The organism is Dryocola baronae (assembly GCF_051297175.1).
Lineage (GTDB): Bacteria > Pseudomonadota > Gammaproteobacteria > Enterobacterales > Enterobacteriaceae > Dryocola.
On record NZ_JBINNY010000001.1, the window covers coordinates 3,299,455 to 3,321,229 of the forward strand.

The 21,775-nt window shown below is 55.9% G+C and carries 20 protein-coding genes; 12 read left to right on the forward strand and 8 right to left on the reverse strand.

Translation table 11 applies throughout. From position 1 onward, the window contains the following. The first annotated feature begins 8 nt into the window (after nucleotides 1-8). Complete coding sequence (locus ACSPHG_RS15720; protein WP_435954441.1) at nucleotides 9-824, forward strand: Cof-type HAD-IIB family hydrolase; 816 nt, start codon at nucleotides 9-11, stop codon at nucleotides 822-824. Nucleotides 825-952: 128 nt separating this feature from the next. Here ACSPHG_RS15720 and ACSPHG_RS15725 read toward each other — a convergent pair whose 3' ends face one another. The 6 genes from ACSPHG_RS15725 to mntR all read right to left on the reverse strand — a co-directional run bounded on the left by ACSPHG_RS15725 (nucleotide 953) and on the right by mntR (nucleotide 8,050). Then, the gene (locus tag ACSPHG_RS15725; protein ID WP_435954442.1) at nucleotides 953-1,987 is read right to left on the reverse strand and encodes an aldo/keto reductase; all 1,035 of its coding nucleotides are present in this window, start codon (nucleotides 1,985-1,987) and stop codon (nucleotides 953-955) included. Nucleotides 1,988-2,107: 120 nt separating this feature from the next. Further along, nucleotides 2,108-3,637: an efflux transporter outer membrane subunit gene (locus ACSPHG_RS15730; protein ID WP_435954443.1), complete on the reverse strand. Its 1,530-nt coding sequence runs from the start codon at nucleotides 3,635-3,637 to the stop codon at nucleotides 2,108-2,110. Between the two features lies 1 nt (nucleotide 3,638). Then, the gene (locus ACSPHG_RS15735; protein WP_435954444.1) at nucleotides 3,639-5,216 is read right to left on the reverse strand and encodes a DHA2 family efflux MFS transporter permease subunit; all 1,578 of its coding nucleotides are present in this window, start codon (nucleotides 5,214-5,216) and stop codon (nucleotides 3,639-3,641) included. Then, a complete protein-coding gene (locus tag ACSPHG_RS15740; RefSeq protein ID WP_435954445.1) occupies nucleotides 5,213-6,352 on the reverse strand; it encodes an HlyD family secretion protein in 1,140 nt (379 codons plus the stop codon). The genes ACSPHG_RS15735 and ACSPHG_RS15740 overlap by 4 nt, the downstream gene beginning before the upstream one ends. A 114-nt stretch (nucleotides 6,353-6,466) precedes the next feature. After that, on the reverse strand, nucleotides 6,467-7,579 hold the full coding sequence (locus ACSPHG_RS15745) for an SLC13 family permease (protein WP_435954446.1): 1,113 nt from the start codon (nucleotides 7,577-7,579) through the stop codon (nucleotides 6,467-6,469). Further along, entirely contained in the window at nucleotides 7,580-8,050 is a 471-nt protein-coding gene (mntR, locus tag ACSPHG_RS15750) for a manganese-binding transcriptional regulator MntR (RefSeq protein WP_435954447.1), read from the reverse strand. It lies immediately after the preceding gene. A gap of 190 nt (nucleotides 8,051-8,240) precedes the next feature. Here mntR and mntS point away from each other — a divergent pair, with 190 nt between their 5' ends. After that, nucleotides 8,241-8,369 carry a manganase accumulation protein MntS gene (gene mntS, locus ACSPHG_RS15755; RefSeq protein ID WP_435954448.1) on the forward strand — a complete coding sequence of 43 codons (129 nt, stop codon included), beginning with the start codon at nucleotides 8,241-8,243 and terminating at the stop codon, nucleotides 8,367-8,369. Between the two features lie 320 nt (nucleotides 8,370-8,689). Further along, a complete protein-coding gene (locus ACSPHG_RS15760; RefSeq protein WP_435954449.1) occupies nucleotides 8,690-10,273 on the forward strand; it encodes a phosphoethanolamine transferase family protein in 1,584 nt (527 codons plus the stop codon). 236 nt (nucleotides 10,274-10,509) lie between these two features. Here the strand turns inward: ACSPHG_RS15760 and ompX are convergent, their stop codons facing one another. Next, complete coding sequence (ompX, locus tag ACSPHG_RS15765) at nucleotides 10,510-11,016, reverse strand: outer membrane protein OmpX (protein WP_435954450.1); 507 nt, start codon at nucleotides 11,014-11,016, stop codon at nucleotides 10,510-10,512. Nucleotides 11,017-11,385: 369 nt separating this feature from the next. Between ompX and rhtA the strand changes: the two genes are divergently transcribed. From rhtA to ybiO, 6 genes are all read left to right on the forward strand, one after another. Continuing rightward, nucleotides 11,386-12,273: a threonine/homoserine exporter RhtA gene (gene rhtA / locus ACSPHG_RS15770; RefSeq protein ID WP_435954451.1), complete on the forward strand. Its 888-nt coding sequence runs from the start codon at nucleotides 11,386-11,388 to the stop codon at nucleotides 12,271-12,273. Nucleotides 12,274-12,581: 308 nt separating this feature from the next. Further along, nucleotides 12,582-13,085, forward strand: a complete 504-nt coding sequence (gene dps, locus ACSPHG_RS15775; RefSeq protein WP_435954452.1) for a DNA starvation/stationary phase protection protein Dps — start codon at nucleotides 12,582-12,584, stop codon at nucleotides 13,083-13,085. A gap of 363 nt (nucleotides 13,086-13,448) precedes the next feature. Beyond that, complete coding sequence (glnH, locus tag ACSPHG_RS15780) at nucleotides 13,449-14,195, forward strand: glutamine ABC transporter substrate-binding protein GlnH (protein WP_435954453.1); 747 nt, start codon at nucleotides 13,449-13,451, stop codon at nucleotides 14,193-14,195. Nucleotides 14,196-14,478: 283 nt separating this feature from the next. After that, entirely contained in the window at nucleotides 14,479-15,138 is a 660-nt protein-coding gene (glnP, locus tag ACSPHG_RS15785) for a glutamine ABC transporter permease GlnP (RefSeq protein ID WP_435954454.1), read from the forward strand. Then, nucleotides 15,135-15,857 (forward strand): glutamine ABC transporter ATP-binding protein GlnQ, encoded by a 723-nt coding sequence (gene glnQ / locus ACSPHG_RS15790; protein WP_435954455.1) that lies wholly within the window; start codon nucleotides 15,135-15,137, stop codon nucleotides 15,855-15,857. The genes glnP and glnQ overlap by 4 nt, the downstream gene beginning before the upstream one ends. A gap of 192 nt (nucleotides 15,858-16,049) precedes the next feature. After that, a complete protein-coding gene (gene ybiO, locus ACSPHG_RS15795; protein WP_435954456.1) occupies nucleotides 16,050-18,308 on the forward strand; it encodes a mechanosensitive channel protein in 2,259 nt (752 codons plus the stop codon). On the opposite strand, the gene rlmF is transcribed toward ybiO, so the two are convergent. Next, the gene (gene rlmF, locus ACSPHG_RS15800) at nucleotides 18,309-19,247 is read right to left on the reverse strand and encodes a 23S rRNA (adenine(1618)-N(6))-methyltransferase RlmF (RefSeq protein ID WP_435954457.1); all 939 of its coding nucleotides are present in this window, start codon (nucleotides 19,245-19,247) and stop codon (nucleotides 18,309-18,311) included. Nucleotides 19,248-19,339: 92 nt separating this feature from the next. On the opposite strand from rlmF, the gene ACSPHG_RS15805 reads away from it, so the two are divergent. The 3 genes from ACSPHG_RS15805 (at nucleotide 19,340) to ACSPHG_RS15815 (ending at nucleotide 21,742) form a co-directional block, all read left to right on the forward strand. Beyond that, the gene (locus ACSPHG_RS15805) at nucleotides 19,340-19,966 is read left to right on the forward strand and encodes a flavin reductase family protein (RefSeq protein ID WP_435954458.1); all 627 of its coding nucleotides are present in this window, start codon (nucleotides 19,340-19,342) and stop codon (nucleotides 19,964-19,966) included. A 183-nt stretch (nucleotides 19,967-20,149) separates the two neighbouring features. Further along, nucleotides 20,150-20,410 (forward strand): DUF1471 family periplasmic protein McbA, encoded by a 261-nt coding sequence (mcbA, locus tag ACSPHG_RS15810; protein ID WP_435954459.1) that lies wholly within the window; start codon nucleotides 20,150-20,152, stop codon nucleotides 20,408-20,410. A gap of 345 nt (nucleotides 20,411-20,755) precedes the next feature. Beyond that, nucleotides 20,756-21,742 (forward strand): TRAP transporter substrate-binding protein, encoded by a 987-nt coding sequence (locus tag ACSPHG_RS15815; protein WP_435954460.1) that lies wholly within the window; start codon nucleotides 20,756-20,758, stop codon nucleotides 21,740-21,742. The last annotated feature ends 33 nt before the right edge of the window (nucleotides 21,743-21,775 follow it).

The window sequence follows — 21,775 nt, forward strand, 5'->3', positions numbered from 1 at the left end:
AACAGGCTATGGGAATTAAACTGATTGCCGTCGACATGGATGGCACCTTTCTCGACGACAGCAAAGGCTACAACCGCGCCCGTTTTGCCGGGCAGTATCAGCAGATGAAAGAGCAAGGGATTCGCTTTGTTGTCGCCAGCGGCAACCAGTACTACCAGCTGATTTCCTTCTTCCCGGAGATAGCAGACGAGATTTCATTCGTGGCCGATAATGGCGGCTGGGTGGTAAGCGAAGGCGAGGATATGTTCAACGGCGAGCTGACACGCCAGCAGTACAATACGGTTATCGACCACCTTTTGACATTGCCGCACGTGGATATCATCGCCTGCGGGAAGCGCAACGGCTACACGCTTAAAAGCTACGACGACGAGTTCAAGCAGCTTGCCGCCATGTACTACCACCGCCTCGAACACGTCGACAGCTTCTACAACCTGGACGACGTATTTTTCAAGTTCGCCCTGAACCTGCCGGACGAACTGCTGGACGAAACCATGGACTCCCTCTCCGCCCTTTTCGAAGGCATCGTGGTGCCGGTATCAAGCGGCCACGGCTCCATCGACCTGATTATTCCAGGCATCCACAAAGCCAACGGATTACGCATTTTGCAGGAGAAATGGGGCATTAAGGACAGCGAAGTGGTGACCTTCGGCGACGGCGGCAACGACATCGAGATGCTGCGCCAGGCCCGCTTCGGCTTTGCGATGGCGAACGCGCCGGAAAAAATCAAGCAGGTTGCCGCCTACCAGGCGGGCCACAACAACGCGCAGGCGGTTCTGGACGTGATTGATAAGGTGTTGAAGCGGGAAGCGCCTTTTAACTATTGATGCCGTAGTCCCCTCTCCCTTAGGGAGAGGGTTAGGGTGAGGGGAAAAATTCACCACCGAATAGACGTTAAGTTCAGGATGCCCTCACCCCGGCACTCTCCCCCAGGAGAGGGAGACACGAAACCTTACTACTTCAGCTGATTACGACGATACTCGCCCTGTCGTTCCAGCATCCAGCCGGGATATTCGCGCGGCAGCTCGCTCACCGCGTTCAGCTTTTGCAGCTCGTCGTCGGTGAAGCGGATTGCCGTGGCGGCGATATTGTCGTTCAGCTGATCCACCCGCTTCGCGCCGATAATCACGCTGCTGACCACCTCCTGATGCAGCAGCCACGCCAGCGCAACCTGGGCGACGGAAACCCCTTTGCCATCGGCGATTTCACGCATCACGTCAACGCAGTCGAACGCGCGCTCTTTATTGACCGGCGGGAAGTCGAACTCAATGCGGCGGCTGCCCTCTTCCGCCTTGCCGTCACGGTCATATTTACCGCTGAGCAGGCCACCCGCCAGCGGGCTCCAGACCATCAGCCCGACGCCTTCGCTTTGCAGCATCGGCACCAGCTCGCGCTCCAGGTCACGCCCGGCGATGGTGTAATAAGCCTGTAGCGAGGCAAAGCGCGCCAGCCCCAGCCGTTCGGAAATGCCCAGCGCCTTCATGATTTGCCACGCCGCCCAGTTAGACACGCCGATGTAGCGCACGTGCCCGTGCTGCACGAGCGTGTCCAGCGCGCGAAGGGTTTCTTCGATAGGCGTCGCCGGGTCGAAGCCGTGCAGCTGGTAGAGATCGATATGATCGAGCTGCATGCGTTGCAGGCTATCTTTAACGCTGTTGATGATGTGATAGCGCGATGAGCCGCGCGAGTTGACGCTTCCGGTGCCGGTTTCGCCAAATACCTTGGTGGCAACCACCACGTTTTCGCGTGGAACCTTCAAATTTTTAAGCGCCTGGCCGGTGATAATTTCCGAGCGCCCTTCCGAATAGACGTTCGCGGTATCAATGAAGTTGATGCCCGCATCCAGCGCGCCGCCGACCAGCTTTTCCGCGTCGGACTGCGCCAGGTTACCGATTTTGCCCCACATACCGCCCTCGCCACCGAAGGTCATGGTGCCAAGGCAAAGCTCTGAAACAAACAGCCCGGTGTTACCCAGTTTTTTATAACGCATAGCGGTGACCTCTTGTTCAGGGTTTGACAACTTTCTTAAACGGCCTGTCAGTTATACGCCCGCCGGTCAAAGGTAGAATGGGGGATTTCTACCCATTTCTTGCCTGATTCTGCAAAACCGCTAGCCGCGCGGCGCGTCTCCAAACACCGAATAGTCCGGCATATTCACCTGCTGATACGGCTCCCAGCCGCCGCCCAGCGCCTTGTAAAGCGCAACAAGATCGATGCTGCTTTGTACTCGCGCCTCGGCCCGCTGCTGTTCGGCCTTCGCCAGCTGCCGCTGGGCGTCCAGCACGTCAATGAAGGTGGCAATGCCCTTGCGATAGCTGTCGCTCGCCAGGTCAAAGGCGGTTTGCAACGACTCGGTGGTTTTTGCCAGCCCCGCCTCGCGCTGCTGGTCGGTGCGGTAGCTTACCAGCGCGTTCTCGACGTCCTGCAACGCGGTCAGCACGGTTTGCCGATATTGCAGTACAGCGCTACCCTGCTGGGCACGGGCAACCTTCACGCTGGAAACCAGGCGTCCACCCTGGAAGATCGGAATCGAAACCTGCGGGCCAAAGCTGTAGAAATGGCTGGCCCAGTCGAGGAGATAGCCGGATTCATCGTTACGTAAGCCAAGCTGGCCGGTCAGGGACAGCGATGGGAAAAGCTGCGCGACGGACACGCCGATCTGCGCGGTTGCCGCATGGAGGTTGGCTTCCGCCTCGCGTACGTCCGGGCGGCGGCGGGCAAGGTTTGCGGGAATGCCGACGGAAACAATATCCGGCAGCTTCGGCAGCGGCTGTTGGGCCGCCAGCTCCCGGTCGAGCGCGCCCGGCGGTTTACCCAGTAGCACCGCCAGCCCGTTCATCGCCTGGCGCTCCTGCGCCTGATACTGCGGCAGCTGCGCCTGTAAACTTCCAAGCTGGGCGCGGGCATTTTCCACGTCCATCTGCGGCGACAGCCCGCCCTTCTGGCGGTTTTCGGTGAGTTCGAGCGTCTGCTGCGCGGTATCGATTTGCGTTTGCAGCGTCTGCATTACGCTTTGTGCGCCGCGCAGCTGTAGCCACGCGCGCGCCACCTCCGCCTCAAGCGATACCAGCGCGTCGTTACGCTGTTCGATAGCCGCATCCTGCTGGGCCTTTGCCGCCTCAACCTGGCGACGCACCTTGCCCCACATGTCCAGCTCCCAGCTGGCGTCAAAGCTGCCCTGATAGAGCGTTATCGGCTTGGTTAACGGGTCGAGCGCGCCGTTAAGCTGCGGGTCGACATCGTTAAGACGGTCGTAAACGCCGTGCGATTTAAGCTCGCCATCCAGCCCCAACTGCTGCCGGGTGGCGCTCGCGCTGCCGTTGACGCTCGGGTAGAAGGCTCCCCCCGCCTGCGTGATTTGCTCCCGCGCCCCGGCGATGCGCAGCACGGTCTGCTGGAGCGTCAGGTTGCCCGCGATGGCGCGCTCAATCAGGCTATCCAACTGCGGCGAATTGAAGCTTCGCCACCAGCGCGGGTCGGTGGCGGTGGTCTGCGCGCGTGAGGTGACGCCGGGTTCATTCTGGCGGGCCGTATCGTTGAAGCTCGCCGGGGTTTGCGGTTTGGCAGGCTGATAGTCCGGCCCGACGGCGCAGCCCGCCACCAGCAGCGCAAGCGTAGACAGCCACATTCTCCTGTGCATATTAATGTGCTCCTGCAGCGCCTTCGCTCTTCACCGGCGAAAGCAGTAAACAAAAGGGGATCAGCAGCATGGCCACGACGCTCAAAATTGTGAACACGTCGATGTAGGCGAGGATGCGCGACTGTTCGATCATGGTTTTATACAGCTGCCCGGTGGCGATACTCATCGGGTCGCCGACCTGGGTCGTAAAGTCTCTTATCGCCCGCGCGCCGTTTTTAATCGCCTGCTGAAACTGTTCGTCAAACGGGTTCATGTGCGTGCTGAGGTTGGCGCTGTGCGCCTGCGCGCGCTCGGTTATCGCCGCCGTCGAGAGCGAAATACCAATGGAACCGGCAACGTTGCGGAACATGGTGAACAGCGCCGCCGAATCGGCGTTAAGCCTTCGCGGGATGGTGATAAAAGCGATGGTGGTCAGCGGCACGAACAGGAAGCCCAGCCCGAAGGACTGCGCGCTGCGGAACATCACCAGCGTTTCAAAATCGACGTTTGGCGTAAGGTTGCGCGACCAGAAGAACGACGCCGCAAGGCAGCTAAAGCCAAAGGCAATGATCCAGCGCGTTTGCACCACCGGCATCAGCTTTATCACCAGCGGAATCGTCAGCACGATAAGCACCGCGCCGGGGGAAAGTACCAGCCCCGACCACGTGGCGGTATAGCCCAAATCCTGCTGCGCCAGCTGCGGAATAACCACCGAGCTGCCGTACAGAATCATCGCCATCCCGGCCATTAACAGGCTGGAAACGGCGAAGTTTTTATCCTTCATACAGCGCAGATCTACTACCGGCTTTTTAGCGTACAGCAGCCAGAAAATCGCGCCGATGATGCCGATAAGCGTCAGCACCGCAAAGGTGCGGATAAAGTTCGAGTAGAACCAGTCGTCGTCCTCGCCGCGATCGAGCATCACCTGCAGGCAGCCAAGGCCGAGGGCGATAAGGCCGATGCCCGTCCAGTCAACGCTGAGCTTCTCTTCGGATTTTCGCTCCCACGGCGGGTCTTCCAGCAGCTGATAAATCGCCAGCACCGTCACGATGCCGACCGGAATATTGATGAAGAACACCCAGCGCCAGGAATAGTTGTCGGTGATCCAGCCGCCGAGCGTAGGGCCAAGCACCGGCGCGACGATAATCGCAATCGACGACAGCCCGAACGCCTTGCCGCGATCCTCCGGCTTGAAGTAGTCGAGCAAAACCGACTGCTGGGTTGGCTGCAGGCCGCCGCCGAAGAAGCCCTGCATCACGCGGAAGAGAATGATTTCCCACAGTTCGGTGGCGATGCCGCACAGAAACGAGCAGATGGTGAACATGACGATGCAGATCAAAAAGAACTGCTTGCGGCCGAACAGGCGGCTTAGGAAGGCGGAAATCGGCAGCACGATGCCGTTCGCCACCAGATAGGAGGTCAGTACCCAGGTCGATTCGTCGTAGCTTGAGGAGAGCGAGCCCGCAACGTGGGGAAGCGCCACGTTGACGATGGTGGTGTCGAGGATCTCCATGAACACCGCGAGCGTGACGACGATCGCCACGGCCCACGGGTTGCTGGCGGGCTTCCAGCTATCGTGATCGGCTACCTGCTCGCTCATTCGACGGTAACCTTCGGCTCAACGGACAGGCCCAGCGGCAGCGGATGGTTGGCGTCCAGCCCCTTATCGATGACGATTTTCACCGGCACGCGCTGGACGATCTTCACAAAGTTGCCGGTGGCGTTTTCCGCCGGGAAGGCCGAGAAGCGCGAGCCGCTGCCCTGCTGAATGCTGTCGATATGCCCTTCCAGCTCCATGTCAGGCCACGCGTCCACGCTCAGCTTCACCTTATTGCCGGGGCGCATCCTTTCAAGCTGGGACTCTTTGAAGTTTGCCGTCACCCAGATGTCCGGCGAGACAACGGAGAACAGCGCGGTGCCGGCCTGCACCAGCGAGCCGAGCTGGACGTTACGCAGCGTGACGAAACCATCGAACGGCGCGCGCACTTCGGTATAGGAAAGATTAAGCTCGGCGGTTTCGAGCTGGGCTTTTGCCTGATCGACCTGCCGCGCGCGTGCCTCAACGTTCGTTTCCTGCTGGCGGATCTGCAGCCTGACCTGGTTTGCCACCTCAAGCTGCGCCCGGGCATTGGCCGCGCCCGCTTCGGCGGAACGCAGCTGGGCGTTGGCGGTATCGATGTTTTGCTGCGAGGTGGCGCGTGGATCAACGCCGCGCTGGCGCTTGTAGTCCGCGCGGGCGTTGGCTAAATCGGCTTCGGCTTTGGCAACCTGCGCAAGCGCCTGATCGCGCTGGGCCGGGTACTGCACTTTTGCCAGATCCAGCTGCGCCTGCGCCTGATGCAGCTGAGCTTCGGCGAGGCCAACCTGCGCCTGCGCCTGGTCGCGCTGCGCTTTGGCATCACGCGGATCGATAACCACCAGCAGGTCGCCTTTTTTGACCCGCTGGTTATCACCAATGTGCAGTTCGGTAACGTAGCCCGCGACCTTCGGGGCGATGGTCACGGCGTTGCCTTCGGTAAAGGCATCGTCGGTGGTCTCTTCGTTGCGCGTCAAAAACCACCATACCGCCGCCACGATAACCATCACCACCACGACGATGCCCAAAATAATGAGCGGCTTTTTGCCGGGGCGCTTTTTCTCGTCGGTTTGGCTTTTGTCGTTTTGGTTATTGTCGTTCTGGCTATTCTCTTTTTGCTGCTCTTCGCCGCTGTCCGGCTTGTCGTTTTGATCTGCCATGGTTTTGCTAACTCGCCCTGCTACGCGTTATCTGCGTCACAAAAAATTTACCGTTAAGTAAATTTAGGAGGTAGCTATACATTTGCCAGGAAAAACTGACAATTGGTATTTATCCTAGGCCAGCAGCGCCAGCAGCCCGTAGCCGACAAGCGCCGCCCACAGCAGCATCGGCAGAGAATAGTAGTGGAAGCGCACCCAGATTCGCCTGTCGTTTGCCATGCGCAGCGCGATCAGGTTAGCGAGCGACCCCGGCAGCAGCCCGAAGCCGCCGATATTCACGGCGAAGGCGAGCAGCAGGGAAGCGGGAATGTAGTTGAGCAGCAGGATCGTCGACGGCACGTTGCTGATAATCTGCGACAGGCCAATCCCCAGCGCGTACAGCCCGCCCTGCGAAAGCTGGCCTACGCCGTGCAGCGCGTCCTCAAGCGCGGGCAGGCGTGTTAACAAATGCACGTCGACAAACATCACCATAAACACCAGCAGCAGGCTCCAGTCGATGCTGAGCAGCGTGCGCCGCGCCAGCACCACAAAGCCCAGCGCCACCAGCGTCAGACCCCAGATTTCCTGCTTCAGCTCGAGCGAAACGATAAATACCAGATACAGCGCGACGCTTGCGTAAACCAGGCGCGGCTGCCAGTCGTGGATTTTATCGTGGCCGTGGTAGTTGAGCGCTTTCTTTGGAAAGCAGAACCAGCACAGCACCAGCAGGCTTGCCACCATTGCCAGCGCCAGCGGCACCATTTGCCAGGTAAAGGCTGCGAAAGAGAGGCCCGAACGCCCCCACAGCAGGATGTTTTGCGGATTGCCGATCGGCGTAAGCAGCGAACCGGCGTTCACCGCCAGCGCCTCAAAGATAATCAGCCGGGTAACGGGAATGGCGCAGAGTTTCTTCAGCGTAATGGTCAACGGCACGATGATAAACAGCGCCACGTCGTTGGTAAGAAAAGTTGACAGCAGCGCCGCCGCGCTGACCATAAATATTGCCAGCTGGCGCTCCGTGCCGAATCGCTTGACCATTCGGCGGCCAAGCACGTCAAAATAGCCGCTTAGCTCCACGCCCTTGGTCAGCATCATCAGTCCCGTCAGGGTAATGATGGTGTGCCAGTCGATAGCCGCCGCCCATAAAGAAGGGCGAAACGGCACCGCGAGACACAGCGCCGCGCCGATAATCAGCAAGAGATGGAGAAAGCGGTCGCGCAGAAAGGGGCGAAAAAGCGTTTTCAGCATTTATTTGCCGTACCCGCGCTGTTCGCTGAAAAGACGAAACGCTTCCAGCGTCTCTTCGCTGACATGGTGCTCCACGCCTTCGGCATCGATACGCGCCGTTTCCGGGCTGATGCCGAGTGCTAAAAAGAAGTTCTCCACGATTTGATGGCGCTCGCGGCTGAACTGCGCCTGCTTTTCCCCTTCGGCGGTAAGAAAGACGCCGCGCCAAGGGATTTGTTCGATAAGGCCAAGCGTTGCCAGACGCTTGAGCATTTTGGCAACCGTCGGCTGCGACACGCCCAGACGCGCGGCCATATCCACCTGGCGCACTTCCCCCACCTCACGGATAAGATCGGAGATCAGTTCGACATAATCATCTATTAACTCGCGGCGGTGCGCTTCCCGCACCTGGCGAAACCCTTCAACATGCTCTTCAACGTTAAGTAATTGCGTCACTTTTTCGCTGTTCTTTTGACCTGCCTGACGGCTCATGGAGCTTCCTCATACAGTGGCGCGACGTCGTTCTTCGACGACGGAAGGCCCCATTGTAAACCACGCTCACGCATCCACAAAAAATTAACGAAATAGCAATAGCTATACAATATAGCCTATGCTATATCTGTATGTAATGCAGTCAGCCCTTAATGGATTAAGCGCCGCAGAATTAACGAGGAGGATAACAATGAACGAATTTAAAAGGTGCATGAGCGTGTTTACTCACTCCCCCTTCCAGGTGCGGCTAATGCTGCTGAATATGTTGTGTGATTGGGTTTCCGGTAAACCTAAGCAGGGCGAAGAACCGAAGCTGTAGGCACTTGCCCTGCCTTCACTTTTCTCAGCCAATTTATCCCTGTCTGTGTCATCATTTTGTAACAACCTTTTTCCATAATTCCCGTGAATAGGTTCATTTCCTGCACATTATCCCCACTATCTGTCGGTTTTGTAATCCGCCTCGCAAAACGGCCTTTGCTTATCGGTTGATCTTATTTTCGTTGCGCTCTATCTTCTTGCAGCCCTGCACATGAAGCGGCTCGCAGATGCGGTCCTTTCCCCTTCTTTTCCGCCTGTCAGGCAGGTTTTTGACCCTTGTCGCCAGGGTTCTCGCATGGCGTTTTGTTGATTTCGGTAAACATGAATTTAACGGCTAAAGATACCCTCACGGCTCGCGGTGTCGCGCTTAACCCGTGGACAGGATTTTACTTCCTGCAGTCCCTGCTTATTAACTTCGCATTAGGATATGAATTCAGCCTGCTTTACGCGGTGGCTTTCAGCTGCGTGCTGCTCCTGCTCTGGCGTCGCGCTCCGCGTTTCCAGAAAGGCTTCGTTGGGATATGCAGCCTGGTGGCGGCGATGTACTTCCCGTTCGGGCAGGCCTACGGCGCGCCAAACTTCAACACCCTGCTGGCGCTGCATTCGACCAACTTCGAAGAATCCACGGAGATCATGACCATATTTCCGTGGTACAGCTATCTGGTTTCCGTGTTTATCCTGGCGCTGGGTGTCATCGCCGTGCGCCGCAAAATCCCGGCAAAATCGGCCTGGAGCCATTTCGATAACTCCTGCCTCGCTATTAGCCTGGTGTGTTTTTTCGTTGCTCCCGTGCAAAACCTGGCCTACGGCGGCGTCTTTAAGTTTAAGGATACCGGCTACCCGGTGTTCCGCTTCGTTAAGGACGTAGTGGTCAACAACCAGGAAGTCATTGATGAACAGGCCAGAATGCAGGCGTTCGCCAAAATGAAGGACACCTGGAACGTGCTGGCGGTGCAGCCGAAGTACCACACGTATGTGGTGGTAATAGGCGAAAGCGCCCGCCGCGACGCGCTGGGGGCTTTTGGTGGCCACTGGAACAACACGCCTTTTGCCAGCTCGGTGAACGGCAGTTTATTTATGGATTACGTCGCCGCCAGCGGCTCAACGCAGAAGTCGCTGGGTATGACGCTGAACCGCGTTATCGACGGCAAACCGCAGTATCAGGATAATTTTGTGACGCTGGCGAACCGCGCTGGTTTCCAGACCTGGTGGTTCTCAAACCAGGGGCAGATCGGCGAATACGATACGGCCATCGCCAGCATCGCTAAACGCGCTGACGAAGTGCAGTTCCTGAAAAACGGTGATTTTGAAGCGGATAAAAATACCCAGGATGAAGCGCTGCTGAAAATGACCGCGCAGGTCTTTGCCACCCGCCGCACCACGCCGCAGCTGATCGTCCTGCACCTGATGGGCTCGCACCCGCAGGCCTGCGACCGCACGCAGGGGAAATATGACGAGTTCGTGCAGTCAAAAGAGACATCCTGCTATATCTACAGCATGACGCAAACCGACAACCTGCTTAAACAGCTTTATCAGCAGTTGCAAAACACCGGCGATAGCTTCTCGATGGTCTATTTCTCGGACCACGGTCTGGCCTTTAAAGAGCGCGGCACCAAGGTGCAGTATCTGGCCCACGACGATGCGTTTCAGCAGAATTTCCAGGTGCCGTTTATGGTTCTCTCAAGCGATGACAAAGCGCATCGGCGGATTCAGGCGCGCCGTTCGGCGAACGATTTCCTGAACTTTTTCTCGGCCTGGACGGGGATCAAAACCAAAGAGCTGACGCCGAAATACAAATTTATCTCGGAGCAGAAGGCGGGGCCAATCTGGATTACCAACTTCAAGCTGAAGAAGGTGGACTATACTCACCTGCAGACGGATATTTTTGAGACCAAAACCCGGTAGCGCGGTTGCTTACGTTTATCGACGTCGCCAAAGTGATTGTAGGGCGGATAAACGAAGTGCCATTCGCCGGTAAGCGTCGGGTGGCGGCTACGCCTTACCCTACCTACAAAAATGCAGCATTATGCAGTTTGTAGGGCAGAGCCGCGCCGGTCGACATTTACCCTGCGAAGCCAAAATCAGGGTAAAAAAAATCCGCCACGAGGGCGGATTTTTTATTTTCACCGTTAGCGGGTGAATTAGAAGCGGTAACCCACGCCTGCGATCCAGGTGCCAACATCAACGCTACGGATGCGGCTCTGCTCGTAGGAAACGTCAAGTGCAACGTTTTCCATTGGGTTGAACTGCAGGCCTGCGCCGTAAGAAACGCCGTAGTCGCTGGAGTTAGTATCGTTAGTTGCGCCGGTAGTCTGGAATTTACCGTAGCCTACACCCACAACACCGTAGATGCTTGCCCAGTCGTTCAGACGGTAAGCAGGACCAGCAGTGATGCCGTAGTATTGACCTTTGTTATAAACGCCATCTTCTGAGCGGTCTTTTTCGGTGTAGGTGAAGGAACCGATGTAGCCCAGTGGGGTATCATTTTCGTAACGATATTTCAGGTTGAAACCGTTAGCTTTGTTAGCAACGCCCTGCATATCGCTCTGAGCATAACCACCGGTTACGGTGCTAGTTGCTGCAGTTGCGGTACCTACGGAAACGGCCAGTACACAAGCCAGTGCTGAAAGACATGCAATTTTTTTCATAATCCACCTCAAATGTGCTTCAAGTAAGTCCTAAGTTTTAAATATAACAAATATGTGAAAGAAACTCTTCGTGAATCGTGTTGTCTAACGAACCTTTTCATGTAACACAACATTTCCACTACATGTTATGTCACTAAAAACTCACTAATTTATGCGGAAAACGCGCCAATTATTGGTGCCCTTAACAAATTCGTCATCCAGATAATTCTTAATTTTTCCTGAACAAAACGTATACAACTTGAGATAAATGGTACCCCAGAAGGTACAGATTTATCTCAATGAAAACTAAACCAGCCATAACTTATTCCTTTACACTGGGGCTGTTTTTCCTAACTTGACTCACCTCGACATAAACTGACAGGACGCAGGATGCCGTTAACTTCTCGTAAAATGCCGGTCTGGCTCCCCATCGCCGTATTGCTTATCGCTATGACGTCGATCCAAAGCGGCGCTTCGCTCGCCAAATCGCTCTTCCCGCTCGTTGGCGCACCCGGCGTTACCGCGCTGCGTCTGGCGCTCGGCACGCTGATTCTCGTCGTGGTGTTTAAGCCCTGGCGTTTACGCTTTAATGCCGAACAGCGCGTGCCGCTGGTTCTCTATGGCCTTGCGCTTGGCGGCATGAACTACCTTTTCTATTTATCTATTCAGACCATCCCGCTGGGCGTGGCCGTCGCGCTAGAATTTACCGGCCCGCTGGCGGTGGCGCTGTTTTCGTCGCGCCGCGCCATAGACTTTCTGTGGGTGATTCTGGCGGTGATGGGGCTGTGGTTCCTTCTGCCGCTGGGGCAAAGCATCGGTCACGTTGATTTGAAAGGCGCGGCGTTTGCGCTGGGCGCAGGAGCCTGCTGGGCGATGTATATCATCACCGGCCAAAAAGCGGGCGCGGATCACGGCCCGGCGACCGTAGCCGTGGGGTCGCTGATTGCCGCCGTGATATTCGTGCCGATTGGCGCACTCGAAGCCGGCAGCGCGCTGTGGCACTGGTCGCTTCTGCCGCTGGGGCTTGCGGTGGCGGTTCTCTCCACCGCCCTGCCCTATTCGCTTGAGATGATTGCCTTAACCCGCTTGCCAACGCGCACCTTCGGCACGTTAATGAGCATGGAGCCAGGCCTTGCGGCGCTCTCGGGCATGCTGTTCCTCGGCGAGCACCTTACGCTTGTGCAGTGGATGGCGCTGCTGTCAATCATTGCCGCTTCCGCAGGCTCAACGCTAACCCAAAAGCGCGAGACGCAAATTAAGAGCGTCGACATAAATTAATCCACGCCATTTAATTCCCCACGCACGGCCGCGCCGTGGGGAATAAACCCGCTATCAACCCCTTATATTCCCCTGCCATTTGCGAGTCATAATAAGAACTATTTTCTTTTAAGATTCACGCCATTTTAATTTTTATGAAATATCCTAAAAAACCTCCATAAAGCATTGATTGATAACAACTATGCAATTACCAATGTAGCCTCTCTATTTGTTTGATAGGTATTATCCTAACCGGCAAAGTCAAAAACCGGTGCTATACTTATTTCCGGTAACAAATCAGGAAACACACATCAAGAGGATGAAAGATTATGAGTACCGCTAAACTGGTAAAAACCAAATCTACAAATCTGCTGTATACCCGTAATGATGTAGCGGATAGCGAGAAAAAAGCCACCATCGAGCTGCTGAATCGTCAGGTAATCCAGTTCATTGATCTGTCTCTGATTACCAAACAGGCTCACTGGAACATGCGCGGTGCCAACTTTATTGCCGTTCACGAGATGCTTGACGGCTTCCGTACAGCACTGACTGACCATCTGGATACTATGGCAGAGCGCGCCGTGCAGCTTGGAGGCGTAGCGCTGGGTACCACTCAGGTTGTTAACAGCAAAACCGCGCTGAAAAGCTACCCGCTGGACATCCATACCGTTCAGGATCATCTGAAAGAGCTGGCCGATCGTTATGCCGTCGTCGCTAACGATGTGCGTAAAGCCATCGAAGAAGCGAAAGACGAAGATACCGCCGACATTTTCACCGCAGCGTCCCGCGATTTGGACAAGTTCCTGTGGTTCATCGAATCTAATATCGAATAATCGATAGTTGATTCTTATGCTTCCTCCCCCGCCCGGGGGAGGAACCTGCACTATTTTAGCGCATCAAATTGATTAACCCCGCCGCAAAAGTTGCACCCTTGTAATAATCACATCACACAATCGTTAATGAATGATTGTTTTGTCGCCTTATTTCGCGGTAAAACTACCCTCCGACCCGCCAGCCAAAAACATGCACCATAATGAAGCACCATAAGAGTGCATTATGACTGCCTTGCAACCTATATTGTGCAATGTTACAAAACCACATCCTTGCAAAACAATATGTTGTAAATCTGGCACGATTCTTTCATGGTGCGCAGGCTGATGCAGGGGATAGCCCCATGGATTAACAAAGGAAATGCTATGAAGTCGATTTTGAAAGTTTCACTGGCTGCACTCACCCTGGCTTTTGCGGTAACTTCCCACGCCGCTGAGAAGAAACTGGTTGTCGCGACCGACACCGCATTCGTTCCTTTCGAGTTTAAACAAGGCGATAAGTACGTTGGTTTCGACGTGGATTTATGGGCCGCCATCGCTAAAGAATTAAAACTGGACTATACCCTGAAGCCAATGGACTTCAGCGGCATCATCCCAGCTCTGCAAACCAAAAATATCGATCTGGCGCTGGCCGGTATCACCATCACTCCTGAACGTCAAAAGGCTATCGACTTCTCCGACGGCTACTACAAAAGCGGCCTGCTGGTGATGGTTAAAGCAAACAACAACGACATCAAAAGCGTGAAAGACCTCGATGGCAAAGTCATTGCGGTGAAGGGCGGCACGGGCTCCGTTGATTACGCGAAAGCCAACATCAAAACCAAAGACCTGCGTCAGTTCCCGAACATCGACAACGCGTACATGGAGCTGGGCACTAACCGCGCCGACGCGGTTCTGCACGACACGCCAAACATCCTGTACTTCATCAAAACCGCAGGTAACGGCCAGTTCAAAGCGGTAGGCGATTCTCTGGAAGCTCAGCAGTACGGCATCGCGTTCCCGAAAGGCAGCGACGACCTGCGCACGAAGGTTAACGGCGCGCTGAAAACCCTGAAAGAAAACGGCACCTACAACGAAATCTACAAAAAATGGTTCGGCACCGAGCCAAAATAATAAATCTATGCCCAAAATAATTTAAGTTGCATCACGACGGCAAGAGAGAAACAAATCTGCCTGGAGCAGATTTGAACGCTGCTTGCAGCGGCCCCGAAGGGGCGAGGCCCATGGACGGGTCGAGTAATCCCGATGAGCTTACATGAGTAAGTGATTCGGGTGAGCGAACGCAGCCAACAAAGATGCAGCCTGAAGTATGAAGGGCATAAAGTTTTACGTTTGACCTCAGGGGCGCCTTTCGCCCCTGCTATTTTTGAACCACGGTATACAACAGGAACACATCATGCAGTTTGACTGGAGCGCCATCTGGCCTGCAATTCCGCTCTTAATTGAGGGCGCCAAAATGACCCTGTGGATTTCGGTCCTCGGTCTTTGCGGTGGCCTGGTGATCGGATTGGTAGCGGGTTTTGCCCGCTCTTACGGCGGTTGGATCGCCAACCACATCGCCCTCGTATTCATTGAAGTGATTCGCGGTACGCCAATCGTTGTGCAGGTAATGTTTATTTACTTTGCGCTACCGATGGCCTTTAACGACCTGCGCATCGACCCGTTCAGCGCGGCCGTCGTCACCATTATGATCAACTCCGGCGCGTACATTGCGGAAATCACCCGCGGCGCGGTACTGTCGATTCATAAAGGATTCCGCGAAGCCGGTCTGGCGCTGGGCCTCTCCAGGCGCGAAACCATTCGCTACGTGATTATGCCGCTGGCGCTGCGCCGTATGCTGCCGCCGCTGGGTAATCAGTGGATTATCAGTATTAAAGACACCTCGCTGTTCATCGTTATCGGCGTGGCCGAGCTGACCCGTCAGGGGCAAGAAATTATCGCCGGTAACTTCCGTGCGCTGGAGATCTGGAGCGCCGTTGCGGTCTTCTATCTGATTATTACTTTGGTGCTGAGCTTTGTTCTGCGTCGCCTTGAAAGAAGGATGAAAATCCTGTGATTGAATTTAAAAACGTCTCCAAGCACTTTGGCAAAACCCAGGTGCTGCACAATATCGACCTGAACATTAAACAGGGTGAAGTGGTAGTGATTATTGGGCCGTCCGGCTCCGGTAAATCCACCCTGCTGCGCTGTATCAACAAGCTCGAAGACATCACCAGCGGCGAGCTTATCGTCGACGGTCTGAAGGTCAACGACCCGAAGGTCGACGAGCGCCTGATTCGCCAGGAAGCAGGCATGGTATTCCAGCAGTTTTACCTCTTCCCGCACCTCACGGCGCTTGAAAACGTGGCCTTTGGCCCGATTCGCGTGCGCGGTCTGAAGAAAGACGCAGCCGACAAGCTTGCGAAAGAGCTGCTGGCAAAAGTGGGCCTTGCGGAACGCGCGCACCACTATCCGTCCGAGCTTTCCGGCGGCCAGCAGCAGCGCGTGGCCATCGCCCGTGCGCTGGCGGTTAAACCCAAAATGATGCTGTTCGATGAGCCAACCTCTGCCCTTGACCCAGAGCTTCGTCACGAAGTGCTGAAGGTTATGCAGGACCTGGCCGAAGAAGGCATGACCATGGTTATCGTGACCCACGAAGTGGGCTTTGCGGCGAAAGTGGCTTCGCGCCTGATTTTCATCGACAAAGGCCGCGTCGCCGAAGATGGCAATCCGCAGGAGCTTATCGACAACCCGCCGAGCCAGCGCCTGCAGGAGTTCTTGCAGCACGTTTCGTGATTATTACGCGCCATCCTGACGGTGGATGGCGCGTTCGCTTATCCACCCTACTCAAGCCGTAGGTCGAGTAAGGCATAGCCGCCACCCGACGGTAATGCGCCACGTCCCCAGATTAATCCCGTTTTCCAACCCCTTGATCCTAACCCACTATACTTACCTCTTTGCCTGACTTTCTCAGCCTGGAGGAGCGCCGTGCCGTGGATCCTGTTACTGCTATGCAGTCTGCTTAGCTTTCAAACTCAAGCGGTGACGCTGCCCGCCGCCGCCGTTGCCGCATCTTCAACCCAAAGCACCGCAGCTCCTCCCGCCGAACCCAACATCGAAGAAAAGAAAAAAGCCTACTCGGCGCTGGCAGACGTGCTGGACAATGATAAATCGCGCACCGAGCTCATCGACCAGCTGCGCAAAGTCGCCGCCACGCCGCCGCCTGAACCTGTTCCCGCTATTACCCCGCCGGAAAAACTCAGCGAAGATAAAACGGTGCTGGAAAACGTCACCGACGTGAGCCGTCATTACGGCGGCGAGCTTGCCGAACGATTCGCCCAGCTACATCGCAATATTACCGGCGCGCCGCACAAGGCCTTCAACCAGCAAACCTTTTTTAATGCCCTGACCCACTTCACGATGCTTGCCGCGTCGGTGTTTGCTTTCTACCTGCTGGTGCGCCTGTGCATGACGCCGGTCTGGAAACGCATGGGCCAATGGGGCCGCAGAAAAAACCGCGACCGCTCAAGCTGGTTCCACCTGCCGCTAATGATCATCGGTGCCTTCGCGATTGATTTACTGCTGCTGGCGCTGACGCTGTTCGTCGGGCAAATCTTTAGCGACATGATGAACGCGGGCAGCCGCACCATCGCCCGCCAGCAGGGGCTGTTTCTCAACGCCTTTGCGCTGATCGAATTCTTTAAGGCGATTCTGCGGCTGATTTTCTGCCCGCGTTTCCCGGACCTGCGCCCCTTCCCGGTCAGCGACCAAAGCGCGAAGTACTGGAGCATCCGCCTGTCGGGCCTAAGCAGCCTGATAGGCTACGGTATTCTGGTCGCCGTGCCGATAATCTCAAACCAGGTCAACGTGCAGATTGGCGCGATGGCCAACGTGGTCATCATGCTGTGCATCACGCTCTGGGCGCTGTACCTCATTTTCCACAACAAGCGCCACATTCAGGAGAGCCTGATTCACCTCGCCGACCGTTCGATGGCCTTCTTCAGCCTGTTTATCCGCGCCTTTGCGCTGGTCTGGCACTGGCTGGCGAGCGCCTACTTCGTGGTGCTGTTCTTCTTTTCGCTCTTCGACCCCGGCAACAGCCTGAAGTGGATGATGGGCGCGTCGCTGCACAGCGTGGCAATTATCGGCATCGCGGCGTTTATCTCCGGGATGCTGTCGCGCTGGATTGCCAAAACCATCACGCTTTCGCCGCAGGTGCAGCGCAGCTATCCGGAGCTGCAAAAACGCATCAACAGCTGGATTTCCGCCTCGCTGAAAATGGCGCGCATTCTTACCGTTTGCATCGCCGTGATGCTGCTGCTTAACGCCTGGAGCCTGTTCGACATGTGGGCGTGGCTGACCAACGGCGCGGGGGAGAAAACCGTCGATATTATTATCCGCATCGTGCTGATCCTGTTCTTCTCGGCGGTCGGCTGGACGCTGCTGGCAAGCCTAATTGAAAACCGCCTGGCCTCCGATATTCACGGCCGCCCGATGCCAAGCGCAAGAACGCGCACGCTGCTGACGCTGTTCCGCAACGCGCTGGCGGTGGTGATTAGCACCATTACGATCATGATTCTGCTGTCAGAAATTGGCGTGAACATCGCGCCGCTGCTGGCGGGCGCGGGGGCATTAGGGCTGGCGGTGAGCTTCGGCTCGCAGACGCTGGTGAAGGATATTATTACCGGGGTGTTTATCCAGTTCGAGAACGGCATGAACACCGGCGACCTGGTGACCATCGGCCCGATTACCGGCAGCGTGGAGCGCATGTCGATTCGTTCCGTGGGCGTGCGCCAGGACACCGGCGCGTACCACATCATTCCGTGGTCATCGATCACCACCTTCGCCAACTTCGTGCGCGGCATCGGCTCGTTTGTGGCGAACTATGACGTCGACAGGCAGGAGGACGTGGACAAAGCCAACCGCATACTCAAAGAGGCGGTGGCAGAGCTGATGGCGCAGGAGGATATTCGCATGCTGACGATCGGCGAGCCGTCGTTTGCGGGCATCGTCGGCCTGACGAACCAGGCGTTTACCGTGCGCGTGTCGTTTACCACCCAGCCCCTAAAACAATGGACGGTGCGATTCGCGCTGGACGGGATGGTGAAAAAGCATTTCGACGCGGCGGGCATTCGCCCACCGGTGCAGACCGTGCAGGTCATGCAGCCCGGCCCGGACGCCGCTCAGACGCTCCAGGCCTCGGAGGCGGCAGCCGGAACGCTGCCACCGGCAAACCCTACCGTCTGATTACTTAAAGCGCGTGGCGGCCCAGCGGGCGCGCTGTGCGTCGTTCATAAAGGACCAGGCGATGAAGCGGCTCTGCTTCTGACCCTGGGCCATCTCTTTCTTCACCACCTTCTCAACGCCCGCCTCCTGCAACACGCGATAGATTGCAGGCAGGTTTTCGCCGCGCGACACCAGCGAGGTAAACCACATTACCTGGCGGCCAAACGCCTTGCTCTCGTTGATCATCTGGCTGACGAACGCCACTTCGCCGCCTTCACACCACAGCTCATGCTCGTGGCCGCCAAAGTTCAGCGCGCCCTTCTCATCCTGGCCGAGGTTGCGGCGCTTGCGCTCGCTGCCGCTACGGGCTGCTTCGGCGGAATCATGGAACGGCGGGTTGCACAGGGTGGCGTCGAAGGTTTCATTCTTATGGATGATGCCGGGGAAAATTGCGCCCGGCGTTTTCTGGCGACGCAGGCGAATCATGCGGCTCAGGCCCGGATTGGCGTCGATAATCATCGTGGCGCTGCGCAGCGCGTCGGCGTCAACCTCCGAGCCGGTGAAGCGCCAGCCGTACTCATGCTGCCCGATAAGCGGGTAGATGCAGTTGGCGCCCACGCCGACGTCCAGCACGGTCGCCTGCGACGGCACCTTGCCTTCGTTGCCTTCCGCGAGCAGATCGGCCAGATGGTGAATATAGTCCGCGCGGCCCGGCACCGGCGGGCAGAGAAAACCGTCGGGAATATCCCACTCTTTCACATCGTAAAAATGCGCCAGCAGAGCCTGATTCAGCGCCTTTACCGCCAGCGGATTGGCGAAATCCACCGTTTCCTCGCCGTGCGGGCACGTTTTAACAAAAGCGCTAAGCGCCGGGCAGCTTTGCTGGAGCGCGGCAAAATCATAGCGGTTACGGTGGCGGTTACGCGGGTGCAGGCCCGGTTTGGTGGCTGGGGTTTTCATCGGCGGCTTCTCCTTGTGTGGGCGCGTAAGATACTCTGTGAGGGCTGCGGGGTAAATACGCCGCGCCAATTTCACCAGTGATAAGGGGTAATATGTCTGCGAAAAGGTACTACTACGAACCCGCTGCCGGCCATGGCTTGCCGCACGACCCGCTGAACGCCATCGTTGGGCCGCGCCCGATTGGCTGGATTTCGTCCCTCAGCGCGCAGGGTCAGCGCAACCTGGCGCCCTACAGCTTTTTTAACTGCTTTAACTATCGCCCGCCGATCGTTGGTTTTGCCAGCAGCGGCTGGAAAGACAGCGTGCAGAATATCCTCGAAACAAAAGAGTTCGTCTGGAACCTCACCACCCGCGAGCTTGCGAAGCAGATGAACGAAACCTCGGCGACCCTGCCACGTGGCGAGGACGAATTTGCCCGCGCGGGCCTCACCGCCGCGCCCGGCCGCAAAGTCAAAGCAAGCCTGGTGGCGGAAAGCCCGGTTAACTTCGAATGCCGCCTTTCGCAGTGTGTTCAGCTCACCTCGGCAGACGGTGCGGCAATAGACACCTGGCTGGTGCTGGGTGAAGTCGTGGCGGTACACATTGACGAATCCCTGCTGGTTGACGGCATTTACCAGACCGCGCTGGCAAAACCGGTGCTGCGCGCGGGCGGCCCTTCCGCCTATTACACCATCGAAGAATCTCACCGTTTCGATCTGATTCGCCCCGACGCACGATAAATCAAACAAAATCAGCCACCTGTATGTGGCTGATTTGTCAGGGTTTCGTAAAGATTTATCGTTCAAAAAATGAGCATAAGTCAATCAAATTTTTGCGCCTTTTTATCATCTCATCCCACCTAAACTGAAAGTGTCGACATTGCATCCAAAGGTCGACCCCCAAAGGTTCATGAGGACGTGAAGATGAGAAAATTGCTTTATTTTTCAGCGGTTGTCACGCTTGCTGCGCTTCCCTTCGCTACCCTGGCAGCTCAGGAAATGATGGACAACCAAACGGGCCAGCTTCGTGCTGTCGGCACAGTTTCCGCCAACAACGCGCGCAACCTCGACGATTTGCAGGACAAACTGGCTGAAAAGGCCAAAGAGAAAGGAGCAACCGGCTTTGTTATCAACTCGGCGGGCGGTGACAACCATATGTACGGCACGGCCACAATCTATAAATAACCCACGGCATCAAACGATGACGCGCAATCCGATAAGCTAACGGTTTCCCGATCCGGAAACCGTTTTTTATTTCTCGCCTATTACGCTTTAATTATCGAATTAATAACTCGGTATTTCCTTTCTATATAAAGCAGAACACATTCCCCACCCAAATTATTAAATAAATAATATTGTTAAGGCCAATGAATTAATTCGAGCAAGGCCGTAAAAATTCAAATTATCAGGATAAATCTTAAAAGTGTGAAGTCGATATAGCGTAGTTATCGGACAAATATCATAAGCTGTCATACAGGAATTAATTATCGAAACTTTAAATCATTGCATTTTTGCAGGGAGCTTTACGCCATGAAACTTTCAACCCTTTCCCGCCATCTACTTTGTGCCTCTATTCTGGGTCTGTGCGCCAGCGGCGCGTATGCCGCCGAAAAAGTCACCCTGAAGCTTGCCCATAACCTTGAGCGGAGCCACGTTGTGCATCAGGCCTTTGAACAGCTGGCGAAAGATGTACAACAACTTTCAGACGGAAATATGCGCGTGCGTATATATCCAAGCAGCCAGATGGGCAGCGCCCGCGAAACCTTAGAATTACTGCAAAACGGCGCGCTGGATATGACCAAAGGATCCGCAAGCGATTTAGAATCTTTCGACAACACCTACGCCATATATAACCTGCCTTACCTTTTTAAAGACCAGAATCATTTCAACAAGGTGGTCTTTGGCGAAGCCGGTAAAGAAATTATGGACTCCACGAAAGATAAAGGCTTCTTCGGCATTTCCGCCTATGTCGCTGGCACCCGCAGCTTCTACGCGAAAAAACCTATTACCAAACCCGAAGATTTAAAAGGCCTGAAAATACGCGTTCAGGCAAGCCCAACCACGCTGAAAATGGTCGAACTGATGGGCGGCTCGCCGACGCCAATTTCATTCGGTGAAGTCTATAACGCTATGCAGCAGGGCGTGGTCGACGGCGCGGAAAACAACATCCCGTCCTGGGTACAGACGCGCCATATCGAAATCGCCAACGTGTTTTCCGAAGATGAACATACCTCCATTCCAGACTTCCTGGTTATCTCCACCAAAACCTGGAACAAGCTCACTCCCGAGCAGCAGGAAATCCTGACGAAGGCGGCGAAAAACTCCGAAGCCTACCAGCAAAAGCTGTGGGAAAAAGTGGACGCCGACTCCCGCGCGCAGGCTAAAGCGATGGGTGCCACTATTCTGACCGTCGATAAAGCCCCGTTCCGCGCCGTGGTTAAACCGCTTTACGACGACTTCGCGAAAGATCCTAAGCAGGCCGCTTTGCTTGCCAAATTCGAAGCCGCAGGCCAGTAGCCGCCGTCGCCATTTTTGGGCGGTTCACCCCGC